The 25797-nt window shown below is 60.2% G+C and carries 15 protein-coding genes and 1 pseudogene; 9 read left to right on the top strand and 7 right to left on the bottom strand.

Features of this window, described 5'->3' with window-relative positions; translation table 11 throughout:
* Window positions 1–191: pseudogene (locus tag ACQRAX_RS06920) on the top strand (hypothetical protein); the annotation flags it as partial.
* Window positions 192–533: 342 nt separating this feature from the next.
* Here ACQRAX_RS06920 and ACQRAX_RS06915 read toward each other — a convergent pair.
* The 3 genes from ACQRAX_RS06915 to ACQRAX_RS06905 form a co-directional block, all read right to left on the bottom strand.
* Window positions 534–1358 carry a peptidoglycan DD-metalloendopeptidase family protein gene (locus ACQRAX_RS06915; protein ID WP_412037834.1) on the bottom strand — a complete coding sequence of 275 codons (825 nt, stop codon included), beginning with the start codon at window positions 1356–1358 and terminating at the stop codon, window positions 534–536.
* A gap of 3 nt (window positions 1359–1361) precedes the next feature.
* Window positions 1362–2741, bottom strand: coding sequence for an exodeoxyribonuclease VII large subunit (gene xseA / locus ACQRAX_RS06910; RefSeq protein ID WP_412037835.1), 1380 nt, complete (start codon window positions 2739–2741; stop codon window positions 1362–1364).
* 65 nt (window positions 2742–2806) lie between these two features.
* Window positions 2807–3727: a LysR family transcriptional regulator gene (locus tag ACQRAX_RS06905; RefSeq protein WP_412037836.1), complete on the bottom strand. Its 921-nt coding sequence runs from the start codon at window positions 3725–3727 to the stop codon at window positions 2807–2809.
* 119 nt (window positions 3728–3846) lie between these two features.
* On the opposite strand from ACQRAX_RS06905, the gene ACQRAX_RS06900 reads away from it, so the two are divergent.
* From ACQRAX_RS06900 to guaA, 4 genes are all read left to right on the top strand, one after another.
* Window positions 3847–4617: a TSUP family transporter gene (locus tag ACQRAX_RS06900; protein ID WP_412038421.1), complete on the top strand. Its 771-nt coding sequence runs from the start codon at window positions 3847–3849 to the stop codon at window positions 4615–4617.
* 18 nt (window positions 4618–4635) lie between these two features.
* A complete protein-coding gene (locus ACQRAX_RS06895) occupies window positions 4636–5193 on the top strand; it encodes a sugar ABC transporter ATPase (protein ID WP_412037837.1) in 558 nt (185 codons plus the stop codon).
* Between the two features lie 84 nt (window positions 5194–5277).
* Window positions 5278–6747, top strand: coding sequence for an IMP dehydrogenase (gene guaB, locus ACQRAX_RS06890; RefSeq protein WP_412037838.1), 1470 nt, complete (start codon window positions 5278–5280; stop codon window positions 6745–6747).
* Between the two features lie 79 nt (window positions 6748–6826).
* A complete protein-coding gene (gene guaA / locus ACQRAX_RS06885; RefSeq protein WP_412037839.1) occupies window positions 6827–8404 on the top strand; it encodes a glutamine-hydrolyzing GMP synthase in 1578 nt (525 codons plus the stop codon).
* 64 nt (window positions 8405–8468) lie between these two features.
* Here guaA and ACQRAX_RS06880 read toward each other — a convergent pair whose 3' ends face one another.
* The gene (locus ACQRAX_RS06880; RefSeq protein WP_427867731.1) at window positions 8469–11144 is read right to left on the bottom strand and encodes a dermonecrotic toxin domain-containing protein; all 2676 of its coding nucleotides are present in this window, start codon (window positions 11142–11144) and stop codon (window positions 8469–8471) included.
* 249 nt (window positions 11145–11393) lie between these two features.
* Between ACQRAX_RS06880 and ACQRAX_RS06875 the strand changes: the two genes are divergently transcribed.
* Window positions 11394–12773 (top strand): multicopper oxidase family protein, encoded by a 1380-nt coding sequence (locus ACQRAX_RS06875; RefSeq protein ID WP_412037841.1) that lies wholly within the window; start codon window positions 11394–11396, stop codon window positions 12771–12773.
* Window positions 12773–13255 (top strand): tRNA adenosine(34) deaminase TadA, encoded by a 483-nt coding sequence (tadA, locus tag ACQRAX_RS06870; protein ID WP_038614197.1) that lies wholly within the window; start codon window positions 12773–12775, stop codon window positions 13253–13255. Before ACQRAX_RS06875 ends, tadA begins: the two co-directional genes overlap by 1 nt.
* Window positions 13256–13278: 23 nt before the next feature.
* Here the strand turns inward: tadA and mltF are convergent, their stop codons facing one another.
* Window positions 13279–14739, bottom strand: coding sequence for a membrane-bound lytic murein transglycosylase MltF (gene mltF, locus ACQRAX_RS06865; protein ID WP_412037842.1), 1461 nt, complete (start codon window positions 14737–14739; stop codon window positions 13279–13281).
* Between the two features lie 232 nt (window positions 14740–14971).
* On the opposite strand from mltF, the gene purL reads away from it, so the two are divergent.
* Window positions 14972–18871, top strand: coding sequence for a phosphoribosylformylglycinamidine synthase (gene purL, locus ACQRAX_RS06860; RefSeq protein WP_412037843.1), 3900 nt, complete (start codon window positions 14972–14974; stop codon window positions 18869–18871).
* 2 nt (window positions 18872–18873) lie between these two features.
* Window positions 18874–19185, top strand: a complete 312-nt coding sequence (locus ACQRAX_RS06855) for an NGG1p interacting factor NIF3 (RefSeq protein ID WP_412037844.1) — start codon at window positions 18874–18876, stop codon at window positions 19183–19185.
* Window positions 19186–19283: 98 nt separating this feature from the next.
* On the opposite strand, the gene ACQRAX_RS06850 is transcribed toward ACQRAX_RS06855, so the two are convergent.
* Window positions 19284–23843 (bottom strand): hemagglutinin repeat-containing protein, encoded by a 4560-nt coding sequence (locus ACQRAX_RS06850; RefSeq protein ID WP_412037845.1) that lies wholly within the window; start codon window positions 23841–23843, stop codon window positions 19284–19286.
* 66 nt (window positions 23844–23909) lie between these two features.
* Window positions 23910–25625, bottom strand: coding sequence for a ShlB/FhaC/HecB family hemolysin secretion/activation protein (locus ACQRAX_RS06845; protein ID WP_412037846.1), 1716 nt, complete (start codon window positions 25623–25625; stop codon window positions 23910–23912).
* Window positions 25626–25797: the final 172 nt, after the last annotated feature.

Raw genomic sequence — 25797 nt, 5'->3', positions numbered from 1 at the left:
CCAATCGAGAAGTCGTTGATTTGAAGTACAGCGTCATCCTAGAGGGGGATGACTTTGTAACTAATTGGAGTCTAAATATTTTTTGCAAGCGAAAGCAAAAAGAAAAAGTGGCGGAACTTATCAGGCCTTTTTTGTCCCCAGGGGTGCCTTTTATTAAGGCGAAAGTTAACGTGCCGCTCAGTACAGATTAATGGTTGAGCGTTGGTGGCAACTGATCCTGTTTCTCGGTGGGAGCTTGGTGGATCCAACGCTGCTTGGAGAGTTGTCGGAAGGACCAGAAAATAACCTCCGTCCAGCGGATTTTACTTACCCCTCAAAACAGCATCACCGCCTTTGGCAAATTTGGATAGATAGCCCCGCGGCCAGCCCGATTCTTGAATTGGAGGCTAAATACCCGGCTGGCGTGTGGCAGCGATCGGATCGCCGTGGTTACACGTTTCGACTGGCCCCTTGGGCTGCACGTGCCCCACGCTATAACTGCTGCTCAATGCTTGAGTCGCATCGCGGAGCAAGCCCGCGTCCACTGAGGTCTTTCAGGGTTGGAACGCACCAATGAAAATCGCCGGATCGACCCGTGCATCGTTAAGGCTGACGTTCCAGTGCATGTGTGGCCCGGTTGCGCGGCCGGTGGCACCGACCCGGCCAACCACCGCGCCACGGCTGAGTTGCTGGCCCGGTTTGACGTCGATTTTCGACATGTGGCAGAACATGCTGATAAAGCCCTGGCCATGGTCGACGAACACGGTGTTGCCGTTGAAGAAGTAGTTGCCCACCAGAATCACTTTGCCGTTGGCCGGGGTCTTGATCGGCGTGCCGGCAGGCACAGCGAAATCCAGGCCGGCATGCGGGTTACGTTCTTCGCCATTGAAGAAGCGGCGTACGCCGAACTTGCTCGACAGCGGGCCGCTGACCGGTTTGTCGAGGATCAGGTTGCTCGGCAGGTTGGGGCTGAAGCTGCGGTAAGCGCTGATCTGCTCGGCAAGCTCGGCATCGATACGCTTGAGATCCGCCGGGTTGGGGTTGACCTGGCGCTTGTTCTTCAGGGTGATGCGCTGCTCCGGGTATTTCTTGCTGCCGACATTGAAGGTCAGCGTGCGCGTGCCCTGGGTGAGCTGCGCCTGGCCAGGCTTCTGGGTCAGCGGCAGGCCGACAATGGCCAGCCAGTTGTCTTGCTCCTTGACCACCAGCACCGGCTTGCCGTCAAAGCGGGCGCTTGGTGCCTGGGTAGCAGGGCCGAGATTGATGACGGCAACGCCGCCAGGGACGGGCTTGTTCAGTTGGCGGGTGATGTAGCTGGCCTGGGCGCTGCTGGCGAACATCAGGCACAGCAGCAACAGCGGGGCAAACAGACGGGGCATGGTTCAATCCAGTAATGAAAGCGTGACCGGGGTCAGGTGGTTGTCTTCAACGCGTACTTGCAGCTCGCCTTCGCCCAGGCGGGCAGTCAGGCGCTGGCCATTTTGTGTCTGGGTGGCGCTACGGATGGCCTGGCCGCGTTCGTCGAGGAGGATGCTGTAGCCTCGCCCCAGGGTCGCTAGCGGGCTGACCACATGCAGGGTCTGCACTTGGGTCAGCAGGCGTTGGCGGCGGTCTTTGAGGGTTTCACGCATGGCCCGCGGCAAGCGCTCGGCCAGGCTGTCGAGGCGCTGCTTGAGCAGCATCAGGGTGCGTCCCGGATGTTGCGCGGCCAGGCGCGTGTCGAGGCGTGCGAGGCGCTCACGGCGCTGGTTCAGGCGTTGTTCGAAGGCGCGGCGCAGGCGCATGTCGAGGTCGTCGAGGCGCTGGGCCTGTTGGCGTAGACGCTCGCCAGGGTGACGTAAGCGTCGGGTCAAACTATCCAGGCGCAGGCGATCGTGGCTGAGGCGGCTCTGGATGCGCAGCAGCAGGCGGCGCTTGAGGCTGTCGATACGCCGCTGCAAGTCGCTGCTGTCCGGAGCCAGCAGTTCGGCGGCGGCAGACGGCGTTGGCGCGCGCACGTCAGCGACAAAGTCACTGATCGAAACATCGGTCTCATGGCCGACAGCACTGACGATTGGCGTGACGCAGGCGGCGATGGCGCGGGCCACCGCTTCTTCGTTGAAGCACCAGAGGTCTTCCAGCGAACCACCGCCACGGGCCAGGATCAATGCATCAAAACCACGGCTGTCGGCCAGTTGCAGGGCGCGGACGATCTGATTGATCGCTTCGCGACCCTGTACAGCAGTTGGGATCAGCGTCAGCTCGACCTGTGGCGCACGGCGGCGGAACACGCTGATGATGTCGCGGATCACCGCGCCGGTGGGCGAACTGATGATACCGATACGCTGCGGGTGGGCGGGCAAGGCAATCTTGTGTTCGGCGCTGAACAGGCCTTCGGCGCCGAGCTTTTCCTTGAGCGCTTCGAACGCCAGGCGCAGGGCACCGTCGCCGGCCGGCTCGACGGTGTCGAGGATCAGTTGATAGTCACCACGCCCCTCGAACAGCGAGACCTTGCCGCGCACTTTGACCGCCAGGCCATCGCGCAAGGCCTGGCGCACGCGCACGGCGTTCTGCCGGAACAATGCGCAACGCACCTGAGCACCGCTGTCTTTGAGGGTGAAATAGACATGCCCGGAGGCTGGGCGGGCGAGGTTGGAAATCTCGCCTTCAACCCAGACATTGCGGAACACGTCTTCGAGCAGCACCCGGGCGCGGCCGTTGAGCTGGCTGACGGTGAGGACTTCGCGGTCCAGACCGAGTCTTTCGAAGGGGTCTTTGATCATGGGCTGCATCATAAAGGATTGTGGTGCCGGGGTGGCAAGACCAGCCACTGGCTCCGGCGCATGCACTACCTGTAGGCGCCGGCCTTACCGGCGATGGGCTGCACTGCAGCCCGCATATGCGTGATGAAGGTCTCCACCAAAGGCCCTGCATCGCGGCGAAAGGCCAATGCTACCGTGCTACTACAGCCCTCATCGGCCAACGCGATGAACTTCAGCGACGCAGGTGCGATGTCCTGCATGCACTGCGGCAACAAGGCCAGCCCAAATCCGGCTTGAATCAGCTGCATCTGCGTGGTTTTGCGCGACATCACCCGCGCCGCTCTGGGAAAGAACCCGGCCCTCATACACAGCTCGGCGGACAGGTAACTCAAGCCACCGCGCTGGCGATGGGGAATGGAGATAAAAGGCTCGTCACGCAACTGGGCCAAACAGACGCTGGTTTCCCCGGCCAATGGATGATCCTCGGCGACCGCCAGTAATAAAGGCTCTTCGAACAGCGGTTGCACCCAAAGCCCTTCATGTTGACGCAGCACCGGCAGGCGCAACAGGCCGACTTCCAGGCGTCCATGTGCCAGCGCTTCAAGCTGCGCCTCAGACGACTGCTGAGCGATCTCCATGGAAATGCCGGGATGATCGTGCAGGTATCCACTGAGGCGCTTCAGCAGTTGGCCAGTCAACGGCACCGTACTGGAATGATTGAGGCGCAGGTTGCCGCGCACACCCTGGCCGACTTCCCGGGCCAGGCATTGGGCTTTTTCCAGGTCGACCAGCAAGGTTCGCGCCCGTGGCAGAAAGGCCTGGCCGGCAGCACTCAGGCGCGGCTGGCGAGCAGTACGTTCGAACAACAGGGTATCGAGGTGTTGTTCCAGCTCCTTGATCTGTCGACTCAAGGCGGACTGAGCGATATGCAACTGTTCGGCGGCAGCGCTGAAGCTGCCGCTTTCGGCGATTTCAACGAAGTAGCGCAACTGTCGGAGAGAGATCATTGGTGCTATGCCGTTTTGAGATGACTGTTAGCGAAATTGCATATTAGTCGGCATGGCTGGTGACTGGCTAAGGTTTCCATATTCCTCTCTGACGGCCATCATTCGCCATGCTCTCAACCTTGTTTGCCGAATTACCCTTTAGCACCCTCGACTGGTTGCCGATCCTGCTCGGCATTGGCGTGGCTTATATCGTCTTCGGCATCGCGGGCTTCGGCACCGCATTGGTGGCCGGGCCGGTGCTGATCAACTTCATGCCCTTGTCTCGGATCATTCCCTTGCTCGTGTTGCTGGATTTTGTCGCGGCCTTTGGCAACTGGCTGCCGGCACGCAAGGCGGTGGCACGCGCTGAGCTGTTGCGGCTGTTGCCGTGCATGGCGGTGGGGTGCACCCTCGGCGTGGTGTTCTTGCTCAACCTTAAGTCAGACCTGCTGCTGTTGTTGATGGGCCTTTTTATCAGTGCCTATGCCCTGTACAGCCTGGCAGTGAAGGTCAAGCCCGCTCGGTTGGGCGCTGGCTGGTCGGTGCCGATGGGGACAGTGGGCGGGCTGTTTGGCGCGTTGTTCGGCAGTGGTGGCTTTCTTTATGCGATTTACCTCAGCGCCCGCCTGCCGTCCAAGGAGCAGGCGCGGGCGACCCAGGGCGCGTTGATCAGTTGCAGTACCGTTGTCCGCCTGAGCTTGTTCCTGTTGGCCGGAGTCTATGCCGACTTACCTTTGTTGTTACTGGCGCTGTGTCTGTTGCCAATGATGGTCGCGGGCTTGTACCTGGGGCGGCGCCTGACCCTGAACATGTCCAGAGAGGCTTTTGTGCGTCTGGTCAGCTGGCTGGTCCTGGCCAGTGGCATTGCCCTGATCGGTCGCTACCTGAGTGAGGTAAACTGGCAGTTTTGAGCATGTTTGGCTGCCGTCATGATTACCCAGAGCATCATTGTCCCGAAGATCTCCACTGTTCCTGTGCATGAACCGCGTGCGCGGGCGATCCTGCGCTGGTTGGTGCGCGAGAAGGTCATTGAGGAACAATTGAGCACCTGCGGCAGCACCGGTAACCGCATGGCCTATGCCATTGGCGAAGGCGCGCGCAAGGTCGCGGAGCGACCTGAGTTGTTGCCGTACGGTCAGTCGGTCAACGGCCTGGAAGTGATTACTAAGCGCTGCATCTATACCCCGCTCGAGGATTTTCACGAAGAAGCGGGCTGCGCCGAATGCCGTCGTGAAGTGGGCGTGGCGCTGTTCGAAAGCCTGGAGGAGTGGATGCCCGGGCAGACCGACAATTTTATTTGCCCGTTGTGTGGTCACGAAGACGATATCAACGGTTTTCTGTTCCTGCAGCCGTGCGCCTTTTCCAACCTGGGTTTCATCTTCAACAACTGGGGCGCAGCGGGTTTCAAGCAGCGTTTTCTCGATGACTTCGCTGACTGGCTGGATCAGCCGGTGGCTGTGGTGCAGGTAACCCGCGCAGGTAACTGACCGAAGGCCCATCTTTGCATTGAGTGAAGGGCTCAGGATGAGTATAATGGCGCGCTTCCATTTTCCCGCCCGGGAGCCCCCGCGATGCTGCGTATCAGCCAAGAAGCCCTGACCTTCGACGACATTCTCCTAGTGCCTGGTTATTCAGAGGTACTACCCAATGAAGTCAGTCTCAAGACCCGTTTGACCCGTGGCATCGAGCTGAATATTCCGTTGGTTTCCGCCGCCATGGATACCGTGACCGAAGCCCGCCTGGCCATTGCCATGGCTCAGGAAGGCGGCATTGGCATCATCCACAAGAACATGACCATCGAGCAGCAAGCTGCCGAAGTGCGCAAGGTCAAGAAGTTCGAAGCCGGCGTGGTCAAGGATCCGATCACCATCGAGGCTGACGCCACGGTCCGTGAACTGTTCGAGCTGACTCAGCAGAACAACATCTCCGGTGTTCCGGTGCTGCACAATGGCGACCTGGTCGGCATCGTCACCTCCCGCGACATCCGCTTCGAAAGCCGTCTGGATGCCTCCGTCCGTGAAGTGATGACGCCTAAAGAGCGCCTGGTCACGGTAATGGAAGGCGCCGACAAGAACGAAGCGCGTGAACTGCTGCACAAGCACCGCATCGAGCGCGTGCTGATCGTCGACGACAAATTTGCCCTCAAAGGCATGATGACCGTCAATGACATCGAGAAGGCCAAGGCCTACCCGCTGGCCAGCAAGGACGACCAGGGTCGTCTGCGCGTTGGCGCTGCAGTCGGTACCGGCAAAGACACCGGTGAGCGCGTTTCCGCACTGGTTGCCGCTGGCGTTGACGTGGTGGTGGTCGACACCGCTCACGGTCACTCCAAAGGTGTGATCGATCGCGTTCGCTGGGTCAAAGAGAACTTCCCGCAGGTTCAGGTCATCGGTGGCAACATCGCCACTGGCGCCGCTGCCAAGGCCCTGGCCGAAGCCGGTGCTGACGCGGTCAAGGTCGGTATCGGCCCGGGCTCGATCTGCACCACCCGTATCGTTGCTGGTGTTGGCGTGCCGCAAATCAGCGCCATCGCCAATGTTGCCGCTGCCCTCGAAGGCACCGGTATCCCGCTGATCGCCGACGGTGGCATCCGCTTCTCCGGTGATCTGTCCAAGGCTATCGTTGCCGGTGCCTCGGCAGTGATGATGGGTTCGATGTTTGCCGGTACTGAAGAAGCACCAGGCGAGATCGAGCTGTTTCAGGGTCGCTCCTACAAGGCTTACCGTGGCATGGGCTCGCTGGGTGCCATGTCTCAGGCCCAGGGTTCCTCGGACCGCTACTTCCAGGACTCCTCGGCCGGTGCCGAGAAGCTGGTGCCGGAAGGTATCGAAGGTCGTGTGCCGTACAAGGGCACCCTGACCGCGATCATCCACCAACTGATGGGTGGCCTGCGTTCCTCGATGGGTTACACCGGCAGCGCCAACATCGAAGAGATGCGCACCAAGCCTGAGTTCGTGCGTATCACCGGTGCCGGCATGGCCGAGTCCCACGTGCATGACGTACAGATCACCAAAGAAGCGCCAAACTACCGCGTAGGTTGATGCTTCTGGCAACACTTGCTAGCGGGGCTGTTATCGACAGCCCCGCGTCGTTTCCGATTTCCACTGACGAGATTGAGTCATGGCCCTCGACATTCACGCTCACCGAATCCTGATCCTCGACTTCGGTTCCCAGTACACCCAGCTGATCGCTCGCCGCGTGCGCGAAATCGGTGTGTACTGCGAACTGCACCCGTTCGACATGGACGACGAAGCGATTCGCGAATTCGCCCCGCGCGGCATCATCCTGGCTGGCGGCCCTGAGTCTGTTCACGAAGCCGACAGCCCGCGCGCACCACAAGCCGTCTGGGACCTGGGCGTACCGGTATTCGGTATCTGCTACGGCATGCAGACTATGGCCGAGCAACTGGGCGGCAAGGTTGAAGGCTCCGAACTGCGCGAGTTCGGCTATGCCCGTGTTGATGTAGTCGGCAAGAGCCGCCTGCTCGATGGCATTGAAGACCACGTCGATGCTGATGGCGTATTGGGCCTGGACGTGTGGATGAGCCACGGTGACAAGGTCACCCGCATTCCACAAGACTTCCACATCCTGGCCAGCACCCCGAGCTGCCCGATCGCCGGCATGGCCGACGACACCCGTGGCTACTACGGCGTGCAGTTCCACCCGGAAGTGACCCACACCAAGCAGGGCGGTCGCATCCTCTCGCGCTTCATCCTCGACATCTGCGGCTGTGAAGCGCTGTGGACCCCGTCGCACATCGCTGAAGACGCCATCGCCCAGATCCGCGCCCAGGTCGGTAGCGACAACGTTCTGCTCGGCCTGTCCGGTGGTGTTGACTCCTCGGTGGTTGCAGCCCTGCTGCACAAGGCCATCGGCGACCAGCTGACCTGCGTCTTCGTCGACAACGGTCTGCTGCGTTTGCACGAAGGCGAGCAAGTGATGGCCATGTTCGCCGAGAACATGGGCGTCAAGGTAATCCGCGCCAACGCCGAAGAGCAGTTCCTGAACAACCTGGCGGGCGAGTCGGACCCTGAGAAGAAGCGCAAGATCATCGGCCGCACTTTCATCGACGTGTTCGATGCCGAGTCGACCAAGCTGCACAACATCAAGTATCTGGCTCAGGGCACCATCTACCCTGACGTGATCGAGTCGGCTGGCGCCAAGAGCGGCAAGGCTCACGTGATCAAGTCGCACCACAACGTTGGTGGCCTGCCGGAAGAGATGAACCTCAAGCTGGTCGAGCCGCTGCGCGAGCTGTTCAAGGACGAGGTTCGTCGCCTCGGTCTGGAACTGGGCCTGCCGTACGACATGGTCTACCGTCACCCGTTCCCGGGCCCGGGCCTGGGTGTGCGCATCCTGGGTGAAGTGAAGAAAGAGTACGCCGACCTGCTGCGTCGCGCTGACCACATCTTCATCGAAGAGCTGCGCAAGGCCGACTGGTACCACAAGGTCAGCCAGGCGTTCGTGGTATTCCAGCCAGTGAAATCGGTCGGTGTGGTCGGTGACGGCCGTCGTTACGCCTGGGTCGTGGCCCTGCGTGCGGTGGAAACCATCGACTTCATGACTGCACGTTGGGCACACCTGCCTTACGAGCTGCTGGAGACGGTCAGCGGCCGTATCATCAATGAGATCGAAGGCATCTCTCGTGTCACCTACGACGTGTCGAGCAAGCCGCCTGCTACTATCGAGTGGGAGTGAGTTGAACAACCAGGGCGCCTACGGGCGCCCTGGTTGTATCTGCGTTGTGCTCAGGGGCGCCTCTCTACATCCAAGGGCGGGAGATCGCCACTTGCAGGAGCAGGTCGTTCCTGACGAAGAAGTGCTCACCGTCCACTTCGTCCCAGAAGCCGGAGTCGGCGCCAATGCTGCCAGCTTGGCCAATTTCGATATCTTCAATTCGCAGGCCGATGGCGCCTTGCAACTCACTCAAACCTGGTACGCGGTTAAAGGTATTGACGTGAGAGTTGCCGACCAACGCAACCCATCGCCCCGCGCCGCGTCGCACTTTATCGGCCTCAATAATCCGCTGAGCAAAGAAGTTCATCATTTCCTGGCGGATGGTGGGTGAGGGCTTTTCGTACCAGGCCTGGCGGTATGAGGCCAGGCAATCGATAGCTTGTATGCGTACGTTTTGCTTGTATGCCTCATGCAGCACTTTCTTCATGGTGTAGGGTGTCTGTTCGCCAAGCGTGGCGATGTAATCATGATTGTCGACATAGGCTTTGAGCCCATTGGGTAGGGTCCCGGTTCGATTGAACAGATCCAGATCGGCTTGATGGAAGTCCGTCATGAAATGTTCCATGTAGAGCACATCAACGCCCTGTTTTTTGAGCTGGCGCATCGTGCTTATCAAGAACTGCTTGGCGCTTTTTTGGGTGTGTGACTCGCCGATCACCAGGCCTTCGCTTTGTTCATAGAGGCTGCGCAGAATTTCTTTGGGGCTGGCGGTGCTGGAAATTTCCGGGATCACTGGGCGAGCTGGTGGCACGACAGCAGCGTAAAACTGCTGTGCGTCAGTGGCCAGTTGGTCGCGTAACTGCCGATACAGTGAGTAGGGGGCACCGTTATAGGGGTCGCTCAGTGCCCTGTCTTCTTTGCCGTACGCTGCGCTCTGCAAGGGCTCGCGCTCGGCTTGCGGGACTTCATAGGGGCTAGGCTCTAATGCGGGTATGGCTGGCCTTGGGGCCAGCCTGCCCCAGGCCTTGAGCAGAAATCGGGGGGTTCCGCCCCTGAGCCCCAGACGTTCGGTGAACTGCCAGTTACCGTCGCCGTCCGCAACGATGGGAACATTGCGGGCAAACGAGTAGGGGTTATCCGGGTCAATAATGACCCATGTCTTTAACTCCCTCACGTAGCGCACCTGATAGGTGTCCTCGCCGACCATTGCGTATTGCTTCCCGTCTTGAAAAAGAATGCCGGTGAAGCGACCGCTGTCAGGAACGTTCCTGAGAATATCGTTGCTTTCCAATGACTCTAGCAACGGCGCCAGCTCGCTTGGCTGGAACGGTTTTGGGACCCAGGCCTCTATTTCGACCGAGGTGGCCGGTTCTAGCTCCTCGCCTGTCGGTTGGCTTTCTTCGCCTGGTTCGAACGGGTTCTCGCCACCGGTAGTGGCTTCACCGATTTCTCCGGCGGCATTCACGCCACTCGCGTACAACAGGGCCACGTTGAACAAGGTGTTGACCCCGGCCAGTATGGCCCCCGTGACACCTGCCTGGCGCTCGGCGGTAGTATGACCATTGATGGCCTGGTCGATGTTCAGGCCGGTCTCGGCCAGGCCCGCTCCCACCACCGCCAAGGCCACTGGCCAATCGACAGCGGCCATGGGGCCAAACACTTTGGCGAAGGTTGCGAGGTAGCCGATCCACAGCTGTTTGCGCAGGTCTGCATTGGAGCGCAGGGCAAAGTGGGCGTCGTCGAGCATGCGCTGGCGTGTTACATCGCGAAGGTAGCTGAAGGCGTCTACCTGCAGGGTTCTGTCCAGTGTATTGAGGCCTACAGGGTGCGCGCAGTCCCATTGCGTCTTCAGGACGTCGAGTAGGTGGCCGAGCCCCACGCTGGTGTCATTCTCTGCTTGGCTGTTGAGCGCGAAGTGACTCATGAATCGTGCCCGATCTTCTGCTGTGCCGGTTTGTGCCAATACCCACGTATTCAGCGCCCTAGCATCGCTGAACAGTTGCAGCGCATCCACTTCGCCAGGAAGGTAGAGCAACTGGTAGCCATCCTCCATCACCACTCTGAAGATCGAGCTGGCGATGTGGCCACCTATGTCGAAGGTGCACAGGCGAAACCCTTGTGCCGGGCTGATCTCTTGCTGTAGCTGTTGTAGGGTCGGCGGCCAGGTCCGTTCACCGGTTAAGGCCTCAGCCACCTGGCGGGCGCGCTTGGCCAGGGTGCTGCTGCCTTTTTGTGCGATGACCTCCAGGACTTTGCTGAGGAATGTGGACTTGGCCAAGGTGCGATAGGCGTCTGAGTCTTCTGACCAGAATTGCTCAAGGTGCTGATGGAAGTCCGCGCTGAAATCGACTTCCCAGAAAAATTCAAGCGCCTCTTTAGGCGCAAGAGGGATCTCATTGCTCTCGTCGTAGCCATCCTTACCGGGCCCAGCACTATAGAAGCCAGTGTAGTTGGCAAGCTCGTCGCTGTAGTTCTGGTCGTCGACAGAGAAGCGGTGCATGACCAGCTGCGGCAAGGTCAATGATTGGTAAGGGGGGCTGTAATGCTGCCAGCCGCTGAAGGTGCGCGGGCTGCTTGAGGCTGAGTGGAAGCGGTGAAAGTAGACCTGGTCAGGGTCATGGCTAGACAGGTTGTGCCGGGCGAGCAGTTGTTTGGCGATACTGCGGGCCATCTGCCGGATGTCCGGGCAATGTGTGCTCACCTGAGTGGCTAACTGTCTCAAGGTTTGAAGGTCGCTGCTTTGCTGGGCGTTAAGAGGCATGAGGTGTCTCGCAATAGTGGGCGAGCGGGCAGGATGAGGCAGGCGGTTGGGGTAAAGGTGGTAACTAATACTGCGCTCGTTCGCTATCTGCGCTGTCAGGTGCGACATCATGCGCAGGAGCTAAAACAAGACTTCACTTAATCTTTCGCAAATGCAGGTGTATCGTATTCGCCCTTCATCGCCGCGGCTTTGGCTCTTTTTGGGCAAGCTGTCGGCATGGTGTTCTTGGCAATACGAGGTACCTGCGGCATGGCTTTTACCCGGCGACAAATACTCGGTGGCCTGACCGGCCTGGTGGCAATCGGTCTGGGGGCCGGTGGCGCATCCCGTTATTGGTTGGGGCGCAGCGACCCGAAAGCTGGGCATGACTACGAGCTGATTGCCGCACCACTGGATGTTGAGCTGGTATCCGGTCATACGACCGAGGCCTGGGCGTTTGGCCCCTCGGCGCCGGGTACCGAGCTGCGGGCACGCCAGGGTGACTGGCTGCGCGTACGCTTCATCAACCACCTGCCGGTAGCCACCACCATCCACTGGCACGGTATCCGTCTGCCGCTGGAGATGGATGGCGTGCCGTACGTCTCGCAGTTGCCGGTCTTGCCAGGCGAGTTTTTTGATTACAAGTTCCGCGTGCCGGATGCTGGCAGTTACTGGTACCACCCTCATGTGAACAGCTCCGAAGAGCTTGGCAAAGGCTTGGTCGGCCCGCTGATCGTCGAGGAGCGCGAGCCCACCGGCTTCAAGCATGAGCGCACCCTGAGCCTGAAAAACTGGCATGTGGACGAGGAGGGGGCTTACTTACCGTTCAGCATCCCCCGTGAAGCCGCCCGTGGTGGTACCGCCGGGCGCCTGATCACCATCAATGGCCAGCCCAATGCTGTCGTGGAAATGCCCGCAGGGCAGATTGTCCGGGTTCGCCTGCTGAACCTGGATAACACCCTGACCTATCGCATCAACCTCAAGGGTAACTTCGAAGCGAAGATCTATGCCCTCGACGGCAACCCGATCACTCCGCGACCGTTGGGCAAGGATTACTGGCTTGGGCCCGGCATGCGTATTTGCCTGGCAATCAAGATGCCGCCTGCCGGTGAAGAGCTGTCGCTGCGCGATGGTTCAGTACGTCTGGGGACCTTGCGTTCAGTGGCCAGCAGTGACGCTCCAGGGGACTGGCCACCGGCGTTGCCGGCCAACCCGATAGCCGAGCCGGACCTGGCCAATGCCGAGAAGCTCAACTTCAATTTCGAGTGGGTCGGTTCAGTCTCGGTAGATACGGACAACGGCCGGCCGCCGAGCCTTTGGCAAATCAACGGCAAGGCCTGGGACATCACTGACAAGACCTGCGCCGACCGCCCGATTGCAACGCTACAGAAGGGCAAGAGCTATATTTTCGAGCTCAAGAACATGACTCAGTATCAGCACCCGATTCATTTGCATGGCATGAGCTTCAAGGTGCTCAGTTCGAACCGTCACAAGATCCAGGAGCAGTACTTCACCGACACCTACCTGTTGGGCAAGAACGAGCGCGCGCAAGTGGCGCTGGTCGCTGATAATCCAGGTACCTGGATGTTCCATTGCCATGTGATCGACCACATGGAAACCGGTCTGATGGCCGCTATCGAGGTTGCCTGATGCGTCAGCCGCAAATCATTGATCGCAGTCGCGATCAGGAATTCATGCGTCAGGCTCTGGAACTGGCGGCGCAAGGTGCTGCCATGGGCGAAGTGCCGGTGGGAGCAGTGCTGGTGCAACATGGTCAGGTCATTGGCCGTGGCTTCAATTGCCCGATCAGCGGCAGTGACCCCAGTGCCCACGCCGAAATGGTCGCCATTCGTGCTGCTGCTCAGGCAGCCAGCAACTATCGCCTGCCAGGTAGCACCCTGTACGTGACGTTGGAACCTTGCAGTATGTGCGCCGGACTGATCGTCCATTCACGCATCGCGCGTGTGGTGTACGGCGCGCTAGAGCCCAAGGCGGGTATCGTGCAAAGTCAGGGGCAGTTTTTTACCCAGGGCTTTCTCAATCACCGGGTACTTTTTGAGGGTGGGGTGTTGGCCGAGGAGTGCGGGACAATTCTGTCTGAGTTCTTTAAGGCGCGCCGGGCCAAGGCGTAGCCTTGCGGCAGCGGTTACGGGGATCACAACGGCGGGGTCTGCTCGGTCGGCTTAGTCTTGTCGACGCCCGGCACATGCAAGTTGCCATCGGCCACCTGACTGCCTTCGAGCTGCGGCTGGGTCACCCAAGTGAGGATGTCGTAGTAACGGCGGATGTTGGCGACGAAATGCACTGGCTCGCCGCCGCGGGCATAACCGTAGCGGGTCTTGCTGTACCACTGCTTCTGCGCCAGGCGCGGGAGCATTTTCTTCACGTCCAGCCACTTGTTCGGGTTCAAGCCCTCGCGCTTGGCCAGTTTGCGCGCATCGTCCAGGTGCCCGCCGCCGACGTTATAGGCCGCCAGGGCAAACCAGGTGCGGTCTGGCTCCTTGATATCGTCGTCCAGCAGGGATTTGACGTACATAAAGTACTTGGCGCCGCCACGGATGCTTTGCACCGGATCCAGGCGGTTGGACACGCCCATGGCCTGGGCGGTGCGCTGGGTCAGCATCATCAGGCCGCGCACACCGGTCTTGGAGGTGACTTCAGCCTGCCACATCGACTCCTGATAGCCGATGGCCGCCAGTAGGCGCCAGTCGACCTGTTCTTTCTTGGCTGAGGCCTTGAAGTGCTTTTCATAACGCGGCAAACGCTGTTGCAGGTGCTGGGCAAAGGTGTAGGCACCGACATAGCCGAGTACATCGACATGGCCGTAATAGCGGTCTTTGAGGCGTTGCAAGGTGCCATTTTTCTGCACTTTGTCGAGAAATTCGTTGATCTCGTTAAGCAGGCTGTTGTCGTCACCCGCTGCCACCGCCCAGCGTTGGTCGCGCGAGTCGCCGAGGTCGAAGGCTACCCGTACTTTGGGGAAGTAAACCTGATTCATCGCGAGCTCATTGGAGTCGACCAGGGTCAGATCGATCTGACCTTCATCAACCATACGCAGTAGGTCAACGACCTCTACCGCGTCAGACTCTTCGTATTCGAGCGTCGGATACTGCTTTTTCAGCTCGGCCAACTGCTCGGCATGGGTACTGCCTTTGAGCACCATGATCTTTTTGCCGACCAGACCCTTGGCATCGGTGGGCCGTGAGCGCCCGTTGCGGTAAATGATCTGTGGGGTTACTTCCAGGTAAGGGTGAGAAAAGCGTACCTGTGACTTGCGCCGCTCGCTGCTGACCAGGCCCGCAGCCGCCAATACCGGGCCGGACGGCTGGCCGAGCTGGCTGTACAGTTCGTCGAGGTTGTCGGCGGTCTCGATCTTCAGTTCCACCCCAAGGTCATCGGCGAAGCGCTTGACCAGCTCATACTCGAAGCCGGTTTCACCGTTGCGGTCCTCGAAGTAGGTGGCGGGGCTGTTGCGGGTGATCACGCGCAGCACACCGTCCTCCTTGACGCGCTCCAAGGTGCTGGGTTTTTCAACACAGGCACCGAGCATCAGGAAGAGTCCGGTTGCGATGAGCCATCTGGCGCAGCGCTGGCGCAAAGCAGTTTGGGCGAACATAGGTTGCAGTATACGCAAAGGACTGGTCGCGCCATATCTCGACAACGTTTTGCTTGTCTGCTAGCACGCTTGGCGCCGGGCGAGAAATTCTGCCACAGATCGATCGTTTTTTTGACCTCGAAGTCCGGTTTGTACCGCCGACATAATGCGCGCTTACGGGTGCCGAAAGCGTCGGATTTAGGCTAGAATGCACGGCCTCTAAGCACACCCCCTTCCTGAGGCTGTCCCGACGATGTTGATCCTGCGCGGCGCTCCTGCCCTTTCTGCCTTTCGCCACGGTAAATTACTCGAGCAATTGAGCCAGAAAGTCCCCGCTGTTAGTGGTTTGTACGCTGAATTCGCTCATTTCGCCGAGGTTGACGGCGATCTGACCGCCGACCAACAGCAGGTGCTTGCGCGTCTGCTCAAGTACGGCCCGAGCGTACCGGTACAGGAGCCAACTGGTCGCCTGTTCCTGGTAATGCCACGGTTCGGCACCATCTCGCCCTGGTCGAGCAAGGCCAGCGACATCGCCCACAACTGCGGCCTGGAAAGCGTTCAGCGCCTGGAGCGCGGTATCGCCTACTACGTCAGCGGTGAGCTGAGCGAAGCCGATGCCGCCCTCGTCGCCGAGGTGCTGCACGATCGCATGACCCAAATGGTCCTGAGCAAGCTGGAAGAGGCCGCCGGCCTGTTCAGCCATGCCCAGCCCAAACCAATGACTTCCGTGGACATCCTCGACGGCGGCCGTGCGGCGCTGGCGCAAGCCAACGCCGACTTGGGCCTGGCCCTGGCCGAAGACGAGATCGACTACCTGGTCGACGCCTTCCAGGGCCTCAAACGCAACCCGAACGACATCGAACTGATGATGTTCGCCCAGGCCAACTCCGAGCATTGCCGTCACAAGATCTTCAACGCCAGTTGGGATATCGACGGCCAGAGCCAGGAAAAAAGCCTGTTTGGCATGATCAAGAACACCTACCAGATGCACAGCGAAGGCGTGCTGTCCGCTTACAAGGACAACGCCTCGGTGATCGTCGGTAACGTTGCCGGTCGCTTCTTTCCGAACCCTGAAACCCGCCAGTACGGCGCGGTGCAGGAGCCGGTACACATCCTGATGAAGGTCGAGACCCATAACCACCCGACCGCCATCTCGCCGTTCTCCGGCGCGTCCACCGGTTCCGGTGGCGAGATTCGCGACGAAGGCGCAACCGGCCGCGGTGCCAAGCCAAAAGCTGGCCTGACCGGTTTTACCGTGTCCAACCTGCAGATTCCGGGCTTTGAACAGCCATGGGAGAAGGCTTACGGCAAGCCTGAGCGCATCGTCAACGCCCTGGACATCATGATTGAAGGCCCGCTCGGTGGCGCGGCGTTCAACAACGAGTTTGGTCGTCCGGCGCTGACCGGTTACTTCCGTACCTTCGAGCAATCGATCAACACCCCGCACGGTGAAGAAGTGCGGGGCTATCACAAGCCGATCATGCTCGCTGGCGGTATGGGTAACATCCGTGAAGATCACGTCCAGAAGGCCGAGATTACTGTCGGTGCCAAGCTGATCGTCCTCGGCGGCCCGGCCATGCTGATCGGCCTGGGCGGCGGCGCGGCTTCCTCGGTTGCCACCGGCTCCAGCTCAGCCGATCTTGATTTCGCCTCGGTGCAGCGTGAAAACCCGGAAATGGAGCGCCGCTGCCAGGAGGTCATCGACCGTTGCTGGCAGCTGGGCGACAACAACCCGATCGCTTTCATCCACGACGTGGGTGCGGGCGGTATCTCCAATGCCTTCCCTGAGCTGGTCAACGACGGTGGCCGCGGTGGCCGCTTCGAGCTGCGCAACGTGCCTAACGACGAGCCGGGCATGGCCCCGCACGAGATCTGGAGCAACGAATCCCAGGAACGTTACGTACTGGCGGTCGACGCGGCCGATTTCGAGCGATTCAAGGCCATTTGCGAGCGTGAGCGTTGCCCGTTCGCAGTGGTTGGCGAAGCGACTGCCGAGCCGCACCTGACCGTCACCGACAGCCACTTTGGCAACAGCCCGGTGGACATGCCGCTGGACGTGCTGCTTGGCAAGCCGCCGCGCATGCACCGTTCGGTTACCCGTGAGGCTGAACTGGGCGATGATTTCGACCCGAGCACCCTGCAGCTCCAGGATTCGGTCGAGCGCGTCCTGCGTCACCCAGCCGTAGCCAGCAAGAGCTTCCTGATCACCATCGGCGACCGTACCATCACCGGTTTGGTTGCCCGTGACCAGATGGTTGGCCCTTGGCAGGTGCCGGTGGCCGACGTAGCCGTCACGGCCACCAGCTTCGACGTCTATACCGGTGAAGCCATGGCCATGGGTGAGCGTACGCCGCTGGCCTTGCTCGACGCCCCGGCTTCCGGGCGCATGGCGATCGGCGAGACGCTGACCAACATGGCCGCCTCGCGCATCGACAAGCTGTCCGACATCAAACTGTCGGCCAACTGGATGTCCGCAGCCGGTCACCCGGGTGAAGACGCGCGTCTGTACGACACCGTCAAGGCCGTCGGTATGGAGCTGTGCCCTGAGCTGGGCCTGACCATTCCAGTGGGCAAGGACTCAATGTCCATGAAAACCCGCTGGGAAGATGAAGGCCGCGAGAAGAGCGTAACTTCGCCACTGTCGCTGATCGTTACCGGTTTTGCACCGGTTACCGACATCCGCAAGACGTTGACGCCTGAGCTGCGCATGGACAAAGGCGAGACCGATCTGATCCTGATCGACCTTGGCCGTGGTCAGAATCGTATGGGCGCCTCGATTCTCGCCCAGACCCATGGCAAGCTCGGCAACCAGGCCCCGGACGTCGACGACGCCGAAGACCTGAAAGCCTTCTTTGCAGTGATCCAGGGCCTGAACGCCGATGGTCACCTGCTGGCCTACCATGACCGTTCCGACGGCGGCCTGATGACCACCGTGCTGGAAATGGCCTTCGCTGGTCATTGCGGTTTGAGCCTGGAGCTGGACACCCTCACCAGCAAGCGTGAAAAGATCGCCGCCATCCTCTTCAACGAAGAGCTCGGTGCGGTGATCCAGGTACACCAGGACGCCACCCCGGATGTGCTGGCGCAGTTCAGTGCTGCCGGCCTGGGTGAAGACTGCGTCGCCGTGATCGGTCAACCGGTCAACAACGGCGAAGTCGAAATCCACCACTTGGGCGAAGAGCTGTTCCGCGGTGACCGTCGCCTGTTGCAGCGTCAGTGGGCCGAAACCAGCTACCAGATCCAGCGTCTGCGTGATAACGCCGACTGCGCCGATCAGGAGTTCGACGGCCTGCTCGAAGAAGACAACCCGGGCCTGAGCGTCAAGCTCGGCTTCGACGTCAACCACGACATCGCTGCACCGTACATCAAGAAGGGCATCCGTCCTCAAGTGGCGGTACTGCGTGAGCAGGGCGTCAACGGCCAGGTAGAGATGGCAGCTGCTTTCGATCGCGCTGGTTTCAACGCTATCGACGTGCACATGAGCGATATCCTCGCCGGTCGCATCGACCTGAATGCGTTCAAGGGGCTGGTCGCCTGCGGCGGCTTCTCCTACGGCGACGTTCTCGGTGCCGGTGAAGGCTGGGCCAAGTCGGCACTGTTCAACAGCCGTGCCCGTGAGGCATTCCAGCAGTACTTCGAGCGTACCGACAGCTTCACCCTGGGCGTGTGCAACGGTTGCCAGATGATGTCCAACCTGCACGAGTTGATCCCGGGCACCGAGTTCTGGCCGCACTTCGTGCGTAACCGTTCCGAGCAGTTCGAAGCCCGCGTGGCAATGGTCCAGGTCCAGGAGTCGAATTCGATCTTCCTGCAGGGCATGGCCGGTTCGCGTATGCCGATCGCCATCGCTCACGGTGAAGGTCATGCCGAATTCGAAAGCGAAGAAGCACTGCTTGAGGCGGACCTGTCCGGTTGTGTGGCACTGCGCTTTGTCGACAACCATGGCAAGGTCACCGAAAGCTACCCGGCCAATCCGAACGGCTCGCCGCGCGGGATCACTGGCCTGACCAGCCGCGACGGTCGCGTCACCATCATGATGCCGCACCCTGAGCGGGTCTTCCGTGCCGTGCAGAACTCCTGGCGTCCGGATGACTGGAACGAAGACGCAGCGTGGATGCGTATGTTCCGCAATGCGCGGGCCTGGGTGAACTAAGAGTGTACAAGCTCGCCTTTTTCGTCCCGCCGAGCCATGTCGAAGTAGTTAAGGCTGCTGTGTTCGCCGCTGGCGGCGGACGCATCGGCAGCTACGACTGCTGTGCCTGGCAGGTGTTGGGCCAGGGCCAGTTCCGCCCGCTGGATGGTAGTCAGCCGTTTATCGGGCAGAGCGGGGTGGTCGAGCAAGTTGAAGAGTGGCGAGTGGAGTTGGTGGTGGCCGATGGGCTGATTCAGTCGGTGGTCGCTGCGCTCAAGCACAGTCATCCTTACGAAACACCGGCTTATGAGGTCTGGCAGTTGTCGGACTTCTGAGGGCTGATGAAAAAAGCCGCGACTGCTTGCAGATCGCGGCTTTTTTTGTCTGCATTGCGGGAAAGTTAGGCCCGCGAAAGCAATCAGGGCTGCTGCGGTTACTGGTGAACACCGCCTTGAGTGATACCTGATGCCAACGTGGTCGAACGATCATGCCCACTGGTGCGAATCAGGCCAAGATCGACAGGGTTTTCTTCCCTGCCTGCCTTGGCTGCACTGTAGGCATCGATTAACCCCCCGATCAGGTCAACGGGGGCGTTGGAAGCATTGATGCCCACCTCACGGCGGTAATCACGACCGTTCAGGGTTTCCTTCGTCACGGGCCCGCTACCCAGTTCAACCTGGCCATTGCCTGATTGCAGGCGGGCAGCGCTGAGCTCGGTCGCACCGCCGACCCCCAGGGCGATGCCGTCACGGCCACTAAGCAGACTTTGACGGCTAACGCTGTCGCGCTGAGTACGCTCGATCTTGAAGTTGAACGTTGGCGACAGCCCTGGTTCAACTTTCTGCACGGCTGAACCAAGCTGATCGCCAACCTTGTTGGCCAGTGGCCCGGCCAAGGCGTTAGCTGCATTGCGCAGCCCCTGTGGGTTTTTTTCCTGGCTCAGGCGTGCATCGACTTCCACTGTCAGGCTGTTGATTCGGTCCTGCAGGCTAGCGACGTGCAGGTCACCACCGATTTGGCCCTTGATACCTTCGGCTTGCAATTCCATGCCTTGCAGGTGAGTGTCGGCCAGGCTGTCCAAGGTGATCTGCCCGGCACGCCACTGACTGTTGTCATAGGTGAGGTTGTCGCGTCGATCGATGTTGACCTGCGCTCGGGCGTGCAGCCCTCGCGTGGCCAGATCGTCTGTTGCGCCGGGGGCGGCATTGACGCCTGCGCCTGCCGACACTTCCAGGTTGTTGCGCAGGTCGGTGCTGCTGGCAGCCTCAACCAGGATTGCGCCGTGACTGGCGCTGATGTCGACCTGTGCTGCCGAGCCATTCACGCCTTGCAGGTGTACGGCATTTGCCTGTGAGTCGGCACTGCTGATTGTCAACCTGTCTGTGGCGAACCACTGTGCGGCACTGGCAGTGCTGCTGTTTTCGTCGGTACGGCCGATCTTGACGTGGCCTCCCAGGCCACCACCTTTGCCATTGTTGGTGCTTTTTGCCTGCAGTTCCAGGCCGCCACCGAGCGCTTTGCCTTGAGCGGTATGGGTGTCGGTGGCGGCTTTGGCGTGAAGCGCTCCATTACTTTGCAGGCTAATGTTGCGGACCTTGGCGCTGCTGCTGCCTATGTGGCTACCGACCAGTTCGAGTGCACCGCCTGCTTGCAGGTGCACATCACCTTTGGTGTCGATAGTGGCAACTCGAGCCTGGGTGTCGACTGTGTCGAGGGTGGTATGGTCCAGATAGCCACGCAGCTCCAGAGCGCTGTCCAATGGGTTGTTGCCGCCCTTGGCCCAGGCATTGCCTTCGAGCTGTTTCAGCGTGCTTTGTTGTTTGTCGTTGGCCTGAGTCAGGCTCAAGTCGCCACCAGCCTGCAGTTGCAGCGAACCCTCTGCGGCATCGAAACGGGTGCCTTCATAGACGCCGTTGCTACCCAGTTGGATCTGGATGCCGGTTTGCCCATAGAGGCTGCCAGGGTGTGCGCTCATCTTGAGGTCGCCCTTTTGCAACGAGCCACCCTTACCGGAGAGACGCAGGTTGATGTCACTGCCCGTGCTGGTGTCGAGGCGCAGGCCGGTTTCGACATCCAGGCGCTGGACCGTGCTGGCGTTGCTGTCTTGAGCGGCGGCGAAGTGGTGTGAATCGGCCTGGATCGCTAGCGGCCCCTGTTCGGCGCGGTATTGGGTACCGGTATCGTCAATGGTCTTGGCGATAACACTGATGCTCGCCGCTTGAAGTTTGGCCACTTGGGCAGTGCTGGACTGATCCGTTGTCTCGCGGTTCAGGTGCTTGAATTCAAGCTCGCCGCCTGCTGTTGGAGGTGCCAGGCTGTCTTCGAGGGAAACCTGCTGAAATCGACTGCCGTCGATGCGCTTGATCAGGTTTTCAATGGGCCGGGTCAGCCCCTGGTAGGCAACGCTGGCGCCGAGGCTGGCCTGCCAGTTCTTTTCTGTCTGCCTGGAGGTCTGCTTATCATCTACCGAGCGGTTCTGCAGGCTGTCGGCGCTCACTGTCAGCGCCTGGCCGGCGCTCAGGCTGGCCGCTTCGTTGATCAATGTGCCGGTGCTGACACGCACATTGCCAGTAGCAGCGAGGCTGCTGCGTTGCGCCTGGGTTGAGCGCTCTTCAAGGGTTTTTTGTTGATGGTAACCCTCGAGGGCAGTGCCGAGCTTGTCGATACCACCACTGACCCTCAGGCCGCCACCGCTATGGCTGGTATCGGTTTGTTGTGACTGCTCGTCATGCTGCGCGGTGAGGTTGACGTTTCGCGCATCAATTTCCAGGTCGCCAGCCGTCGCGCTGACACTTGAACCCCTGATATTGACATCATGCTGGCTTTCGAGCTGTACCTGGCTGCCCGTGAGAACACTGGCCACCTGCGTTTTTTCGCTTTGCGCAGTATCGACCTGATTGACGTTGTAGCCCGCCGAGGCAGTGTACTGATGCGAGTCGGGCTTGCCGTCCTCGGCATCCTGAGTCTGGCTGGCGCTGGCGGTGAAACCTTTGTCTTGCTGGTGGGTGGTTACGCTGCGCGACTGTTCGGCGGTGCTGACGGTGATGTTTTTGCTGGCCTGCAGTTGCAAGTATTGCCCGGCACTGAGCTTGGCCCCCAGCACTTGCAGTTCATCGGCACTTGCCAGGCGCAGATTGCTCTGCGAGGCCAGATCGCTGATTAGCACATCCTGGTGCTGCTCTTGGCTTTCGGTACGTGTTGAGATCAGACCAAACAGCTTGCTGTCATTGTCGCTGTGGTTGAGGGTGGATTGGCTCTGCGCCGCTTCGACGCTCAGTAGTCCTTTTTCACTCAGTAGCAGAGCATCGCCTTGGCTGTTGACCTTGGAACCTTTGATGCGTACCTCATCAGCCACTACCGTCAGTGCGCCACCAGTCTCGATCAGGCTGCCGCTGGCGGTGTGACCGTCGCTGTCGGAGCGTGCATTTTTCCCAAAGAAAGCACCCGAGGCCAGGTCACCTCGATAGCCATTGGTGGCTTTTGTGTCCTTCAGGGATACCTCGGCGACCTCCAGGGTGCCGGCCTTGAGGGTGATATCACCGCTACTGCTCAAGGTGCTGCCGACAATTTGCGTGCGCCCCCCAGATGCCAGGGCGATCTGCTCGGCGGACAGGACGCTGGCCTTGGCGCGTTCCTGGTAGTGGCTGCTGTCCTCATCACCGCGCCAGAGATGTTTGCGCTGGCGAATTTGTTCATCGGCCTGGTGGCTGTCGATTGCAGCAATGATGGTCAACCCATCGCCGGCTTGAACGCTAAGGGCGCCTCCGGCCTCGAGGGTAGCGCCAAGCAGATTGATATCGTTGCCCGCTTGCAGGCTGATGTTCTGGTTCGCCTGCAGTTGGCTGCCGAGATGCTCGCGGTCGCTCCGAGTGCTTTCGCGGTCGTAGGTCTCAGTGGTAACGAACCACCACTTCTTTTCACGATGTTCACGTTCGCGATTCAGCGCTTCGCGCATCTGGGTATCGAGGGTCAGGTTTTTTCCGGCGTTGGCCTGGATGTGTTGACCTTTGATTGCAATCGCAGTCAGTCGAAGGTCATCAGCGGCGTTGACGGTCACAGCGCCTTGCTCGCTGTGCAATAGGCTGCGCTGTTGCGCGGTACCGCTGATTTCGATCGTGCCCTGAGCGTCGATGGCAATACCTTCGCGAGCGTGTATCGGGCTTGCGCCCATATGTACCCCGGCACCTTCAGCGCTGCTGAGAATCCTGATGCGCCCCGCCTGCATGGCGCCGAACAGGCTGGCGTCGACGCTGCCAATGGGGGCTGCGAGGTGATCAATCACCTGTCGATCGGTGCTGCGGACAAGATTGCGTCCAACGGTCAGGTTCAGGTCGTCCCGGGCGGTGAGTGGGCCCTGGCTGTCGATGCGTGGGGCAATCAACTCGAGGGCGCCGTCGAGGTTGCTTAGGCCACCCTCGAGAATCTGCAGGGTGCCGGTGGCATTGCGGCTGTCGAGGTGTTTGATGCGTTGTTCATCAAGCTCGGGGCTGCCGACCAGAAAACCCGCGCGGGTGGTGTTGATGAAGCCGCCACCGTTGAGGGTAATGCCGTTGGGGTTAGCCAATATGTAATCGGCCGGTCGGCCGAAGATTTCCTGGCTTCCCTCGATGCGTGAGGCATTGCGGCTGATAACTTCGTTGAGGATGGTCGAGGCCGCCTGGCCGTGAAACTGCGGGTTGGCTTCCAACGCTCCGGCCAGCTGTGATTGCCCAGCTTGTAGCGCATTGTTGAGGACTACGCCGGGCTTGTTGACGTTGTAGTCGAGGAACTGATTGTGCGACAACCCGCTGGCATTGGGGGCGACAATATCAATGACGGGTACGCCATGTTGATTGTTGATCAACGGCATGCCGCCTGCACCGCTGGCAGGCTGCAGACCGTTGTCGGCCAGGCTGGCATACGGCGTCAGCAGGCTCAGGCTAATCAACCAGGGCAGGTGGTTGCGGCGCAGGCGTTGGAGGTTAGGGGGAGGACATTGGGTTTTTGTGGACATCGCAGTCTTCTCTCGTTGTTGTTGCTGTTGTTGTTGTTGTTGTTGTTGTTGTTGTTGTTGTGGACATCAGATGTTCAGTACCCACTCCAGCAGCCAGTAGCCCGTTTCCAGCGTCTGGCGCTGTGCGGCGCTGGCATGCAGTGCACGCTGATAATCGAGGTTCAGGCGGCTGTTGGTCAGGTTCAGTTCCACGCCGACATGGCTGCCGACCAGGCGTTGTGGCGCACGGCCATGGTCGAATTTGCTCCAGCCCAGATCGATGCCCACTTGCGGACGCAGGACCAGCCCCGCAGGCAGATCCAACGCCAGGGGCTGGCTCAACGTGTTACGCCAGACCGCGCCGCTGGCGCCAGCAATCAGTAGCTGACGAAATCCGCGCACGGCGCTGTTGTCGCTCAGCTGTTGTTGTTCAACTGCCGGTAGGGCATCGGGGCTGTATTGCAGGTTCAGTTCGCTCTGCCAGCGCCACGGCCAGTTCGGGTCGCGACCTTGGCGCAGGTGCAAGAGGCTGGCGCGGTACTTGCGAAACATCGGTTGTGGCGCGTTACTGCGAAGCGGTGCGCGGTCGGCACCGAACCAATCCAGGCCCTGGCTCAAGCCCAGGTAACCACTCCATAGGCCGCCATCAAGCCAGAGCAGGTTGAGGCCAACCTCAAGGCTGGTAAGCGTGGGGCTTTGCAGCTGCAGGCGTTGCTCGGCCAGCCGATTGTCCAGGCGTTTTTGTTCCAGGCGCAGGCTGGAGCTGAACATGCCCTGTTGATTACGCCACAGGCTGCGCTCAAGGCCCAGGCTGTAATAGTCGCTTTGGCCGCTGGTGTGCAGGCGGCGACCGGGGAGCTGGGCCTGGTAGTGCAATTGATTGAAACTCAGGGCGTAGGTCCAGGCCCCATAGGGGATGTTGTAATACAGACCATATCCGCGGCTGTAGCTGGAGCCGCGTTCGAGCGTGGAGTTGACTGACAGTTGCACGAAGTCGTTGAGCTGCAGGGGGCTGTCCAGGCTGACGTTAAGACCTAGCCGCTCGCGTCCGGTCTGTTCACTGCCCCGATTGTCAAAGGTGCTTCCAAGGTGCCAGCGGCTATTGATCTGTCTGGGCACAATCAGCACGCGGGTCGCACCTTGGCTGCTGCCGGGCAGGAGGTCGGCGCTGAGATCGAACGCCTTGAGTCGATTCAACTGGTCCATGCCCTGTTCCAGATCAGGCAGGTGCAGGGGCTGACCTAGCAGCGCGGGAAATGCGCTGTTCAAAGAGAGCGGCAGATCTGGGGCAGACAGCTCGATCGATTCGACAAAGCCTTCGACAATGACGATGTCCAATGTGCCCCCGGCCACAGGGCGGGTGGCGAGGTAAGGTCGGCTGGCCAGGTAACCGGCCTTAACATACTGCTCAGTGATGGCTTTGAGCAGTAGGTTGATCTGGGCTGGGCTCATGCAAGGCTTGAGCAGTGGTCGCAGGGCGTCAGTCAATTCGGCTGATGACAGTTGCCGGTTACCTGCCAGGCGTAGCCCGCGAAGCGGCCAGCACAGGCCGCTGTTTATACTGGCCGCTTGCTCTTCGACGGCAGGCGGTGGCTCATCGGCGCGCTGTAGGGCTCGCAGGCGTTGCTGTTGTTCAAGCTGTTCGCGCTGCAGGCGCTGATCCTGGAGTTGCTGTACGGCCGGATGGCTGTCAGCTGCAACTGATTGCGCGCTCCATAGAAATACCTCCATTATGCCCAGAGCCAGGCAGGTTAACGGCCAGCGGTAAGGGCGGGTGGCCGCACGGTTCAAGGAATGAGGCATGGCGTCGCGTCCAAAACGGTGAGTGCTGAGCACACACTCAGTTATCCGGTTGGACGGATTCTATGGACGTGACTATTCGTATGGATGCGCTACGGGGACGACAGCCCTGTAGGAGGGAGGCTTCAAATGCGTAGGGGGTTTCCGGCGCGACGCGCCGGAAGGAAGGTGTAAT

The sequence above is a fragment of the Pseudomonas sp. UM16 genome (assembly GCF_050312595.1).
Taxonomy (GTDB): Bacteria; Pseudomonadota; Gammaproteobacteria; order Pseudomonadales; family Pseudomonadaceae; genus Aquipseudomonas.
Note: the sequence above shows the minus strand (reverse complement) of the source record. Positions and strands in the feature narration are given on the sequence as shown.

Excerpts from the sequence above, each read along its gene's own strand:
- guaB (WP_412037838.1), top strand. The coding sequence starts at position 5,278 with ATGCTGCGTATCAGCCAAGAAGCCCTGACCTTCGACGACATTCTCCTA.
- xseA (WP_412037835.1), bottom strand. The coding sequence starts at position 2,741 with ATGATCAAAGACCCCTTCGAAAGACTCGGTCTGGACCGCGAAGTCCTC.
- tadA (WP_038614197.1), top strand. The coding sequence starts at position 12,773 with ATGCGTCAGCCGCAAATCATTGATCGCAGTCGCGATCAGGAATTCATG.
- mltF (WP_412037842.1), bottom strand. The coding sequence starts at position 14,739 with ATGTTCGCCCAAACTGCTTTGCGCCAGCGCTGCGCCAGATGGCTCATC.
- ACQRAX_RS06875 (WP_412037841.1), top strand. The coding sequence starts at position 11,394 with ATGGCTTTTACCCGGCGACAAATACTCGGTGGCCTGACCGGCCTGGTG.
- ACQRAX_RS06880 (WP_427867731.1), bottom strand. The coding sequence starts at position 11,144 with ATGCCTCTTAACGCCCAGCAAAGCAGCGACCTTCAAACCTTGAGACAG.
- ACQRAX_RS06850 (WP_412037845.1), bottom strand. The coding sequence starts at position 23,843 with ATGTCCACAAAAACCCAATGTCCTCCCCCTAACCTCCAACGCCTGCGC.
- ACQRAX_RS06905 (WP_412037836.1), bottom strand. The coding sequence starts at position 3,727 with ATGATCTCTCTCCGACAGTTGCGCTACTTCGTTGAAATCGCCGAAAGC.
- ACQRAX_RS06845 (WP_412037846.1), bottom strand. The coding sequence starts at position 25,625 with ATGCCTCATTCCTTGAACCGTGCGGCCACCCGCCCTTACCGCTGGCCG.
- guaA (WP_412037839.1), top strand. The coding sequence starts at position 6,827 with ATGGCCCTCGACATTCACGCTCACCGAATCCTGATCCTCGACTTCGGT.
- purL (WP_412037843.1), top strand. The coding sequence starts at position 14,972 with ATGTTGATCCTGCGCGGCGCTCCTGCCCTTTCTGCCTTTCGCCACGGT.
- ACQRAX_RS06895 (WP_412037837.1), top strand. The coding sequence starts at position 4,636 with ATGATTACCCAGAGCATCATTGTCCCGAAGATCTCCACTGTTCCTGTG.
- ACQRAX_RS06915 (WP_412037834.1), bottom strand. The coding sequence starts at position 1,358 with ATGCCCCGTCTGTTTGCCCCGCTGTTGCTGCTGTGCCTGATGTTCGCC.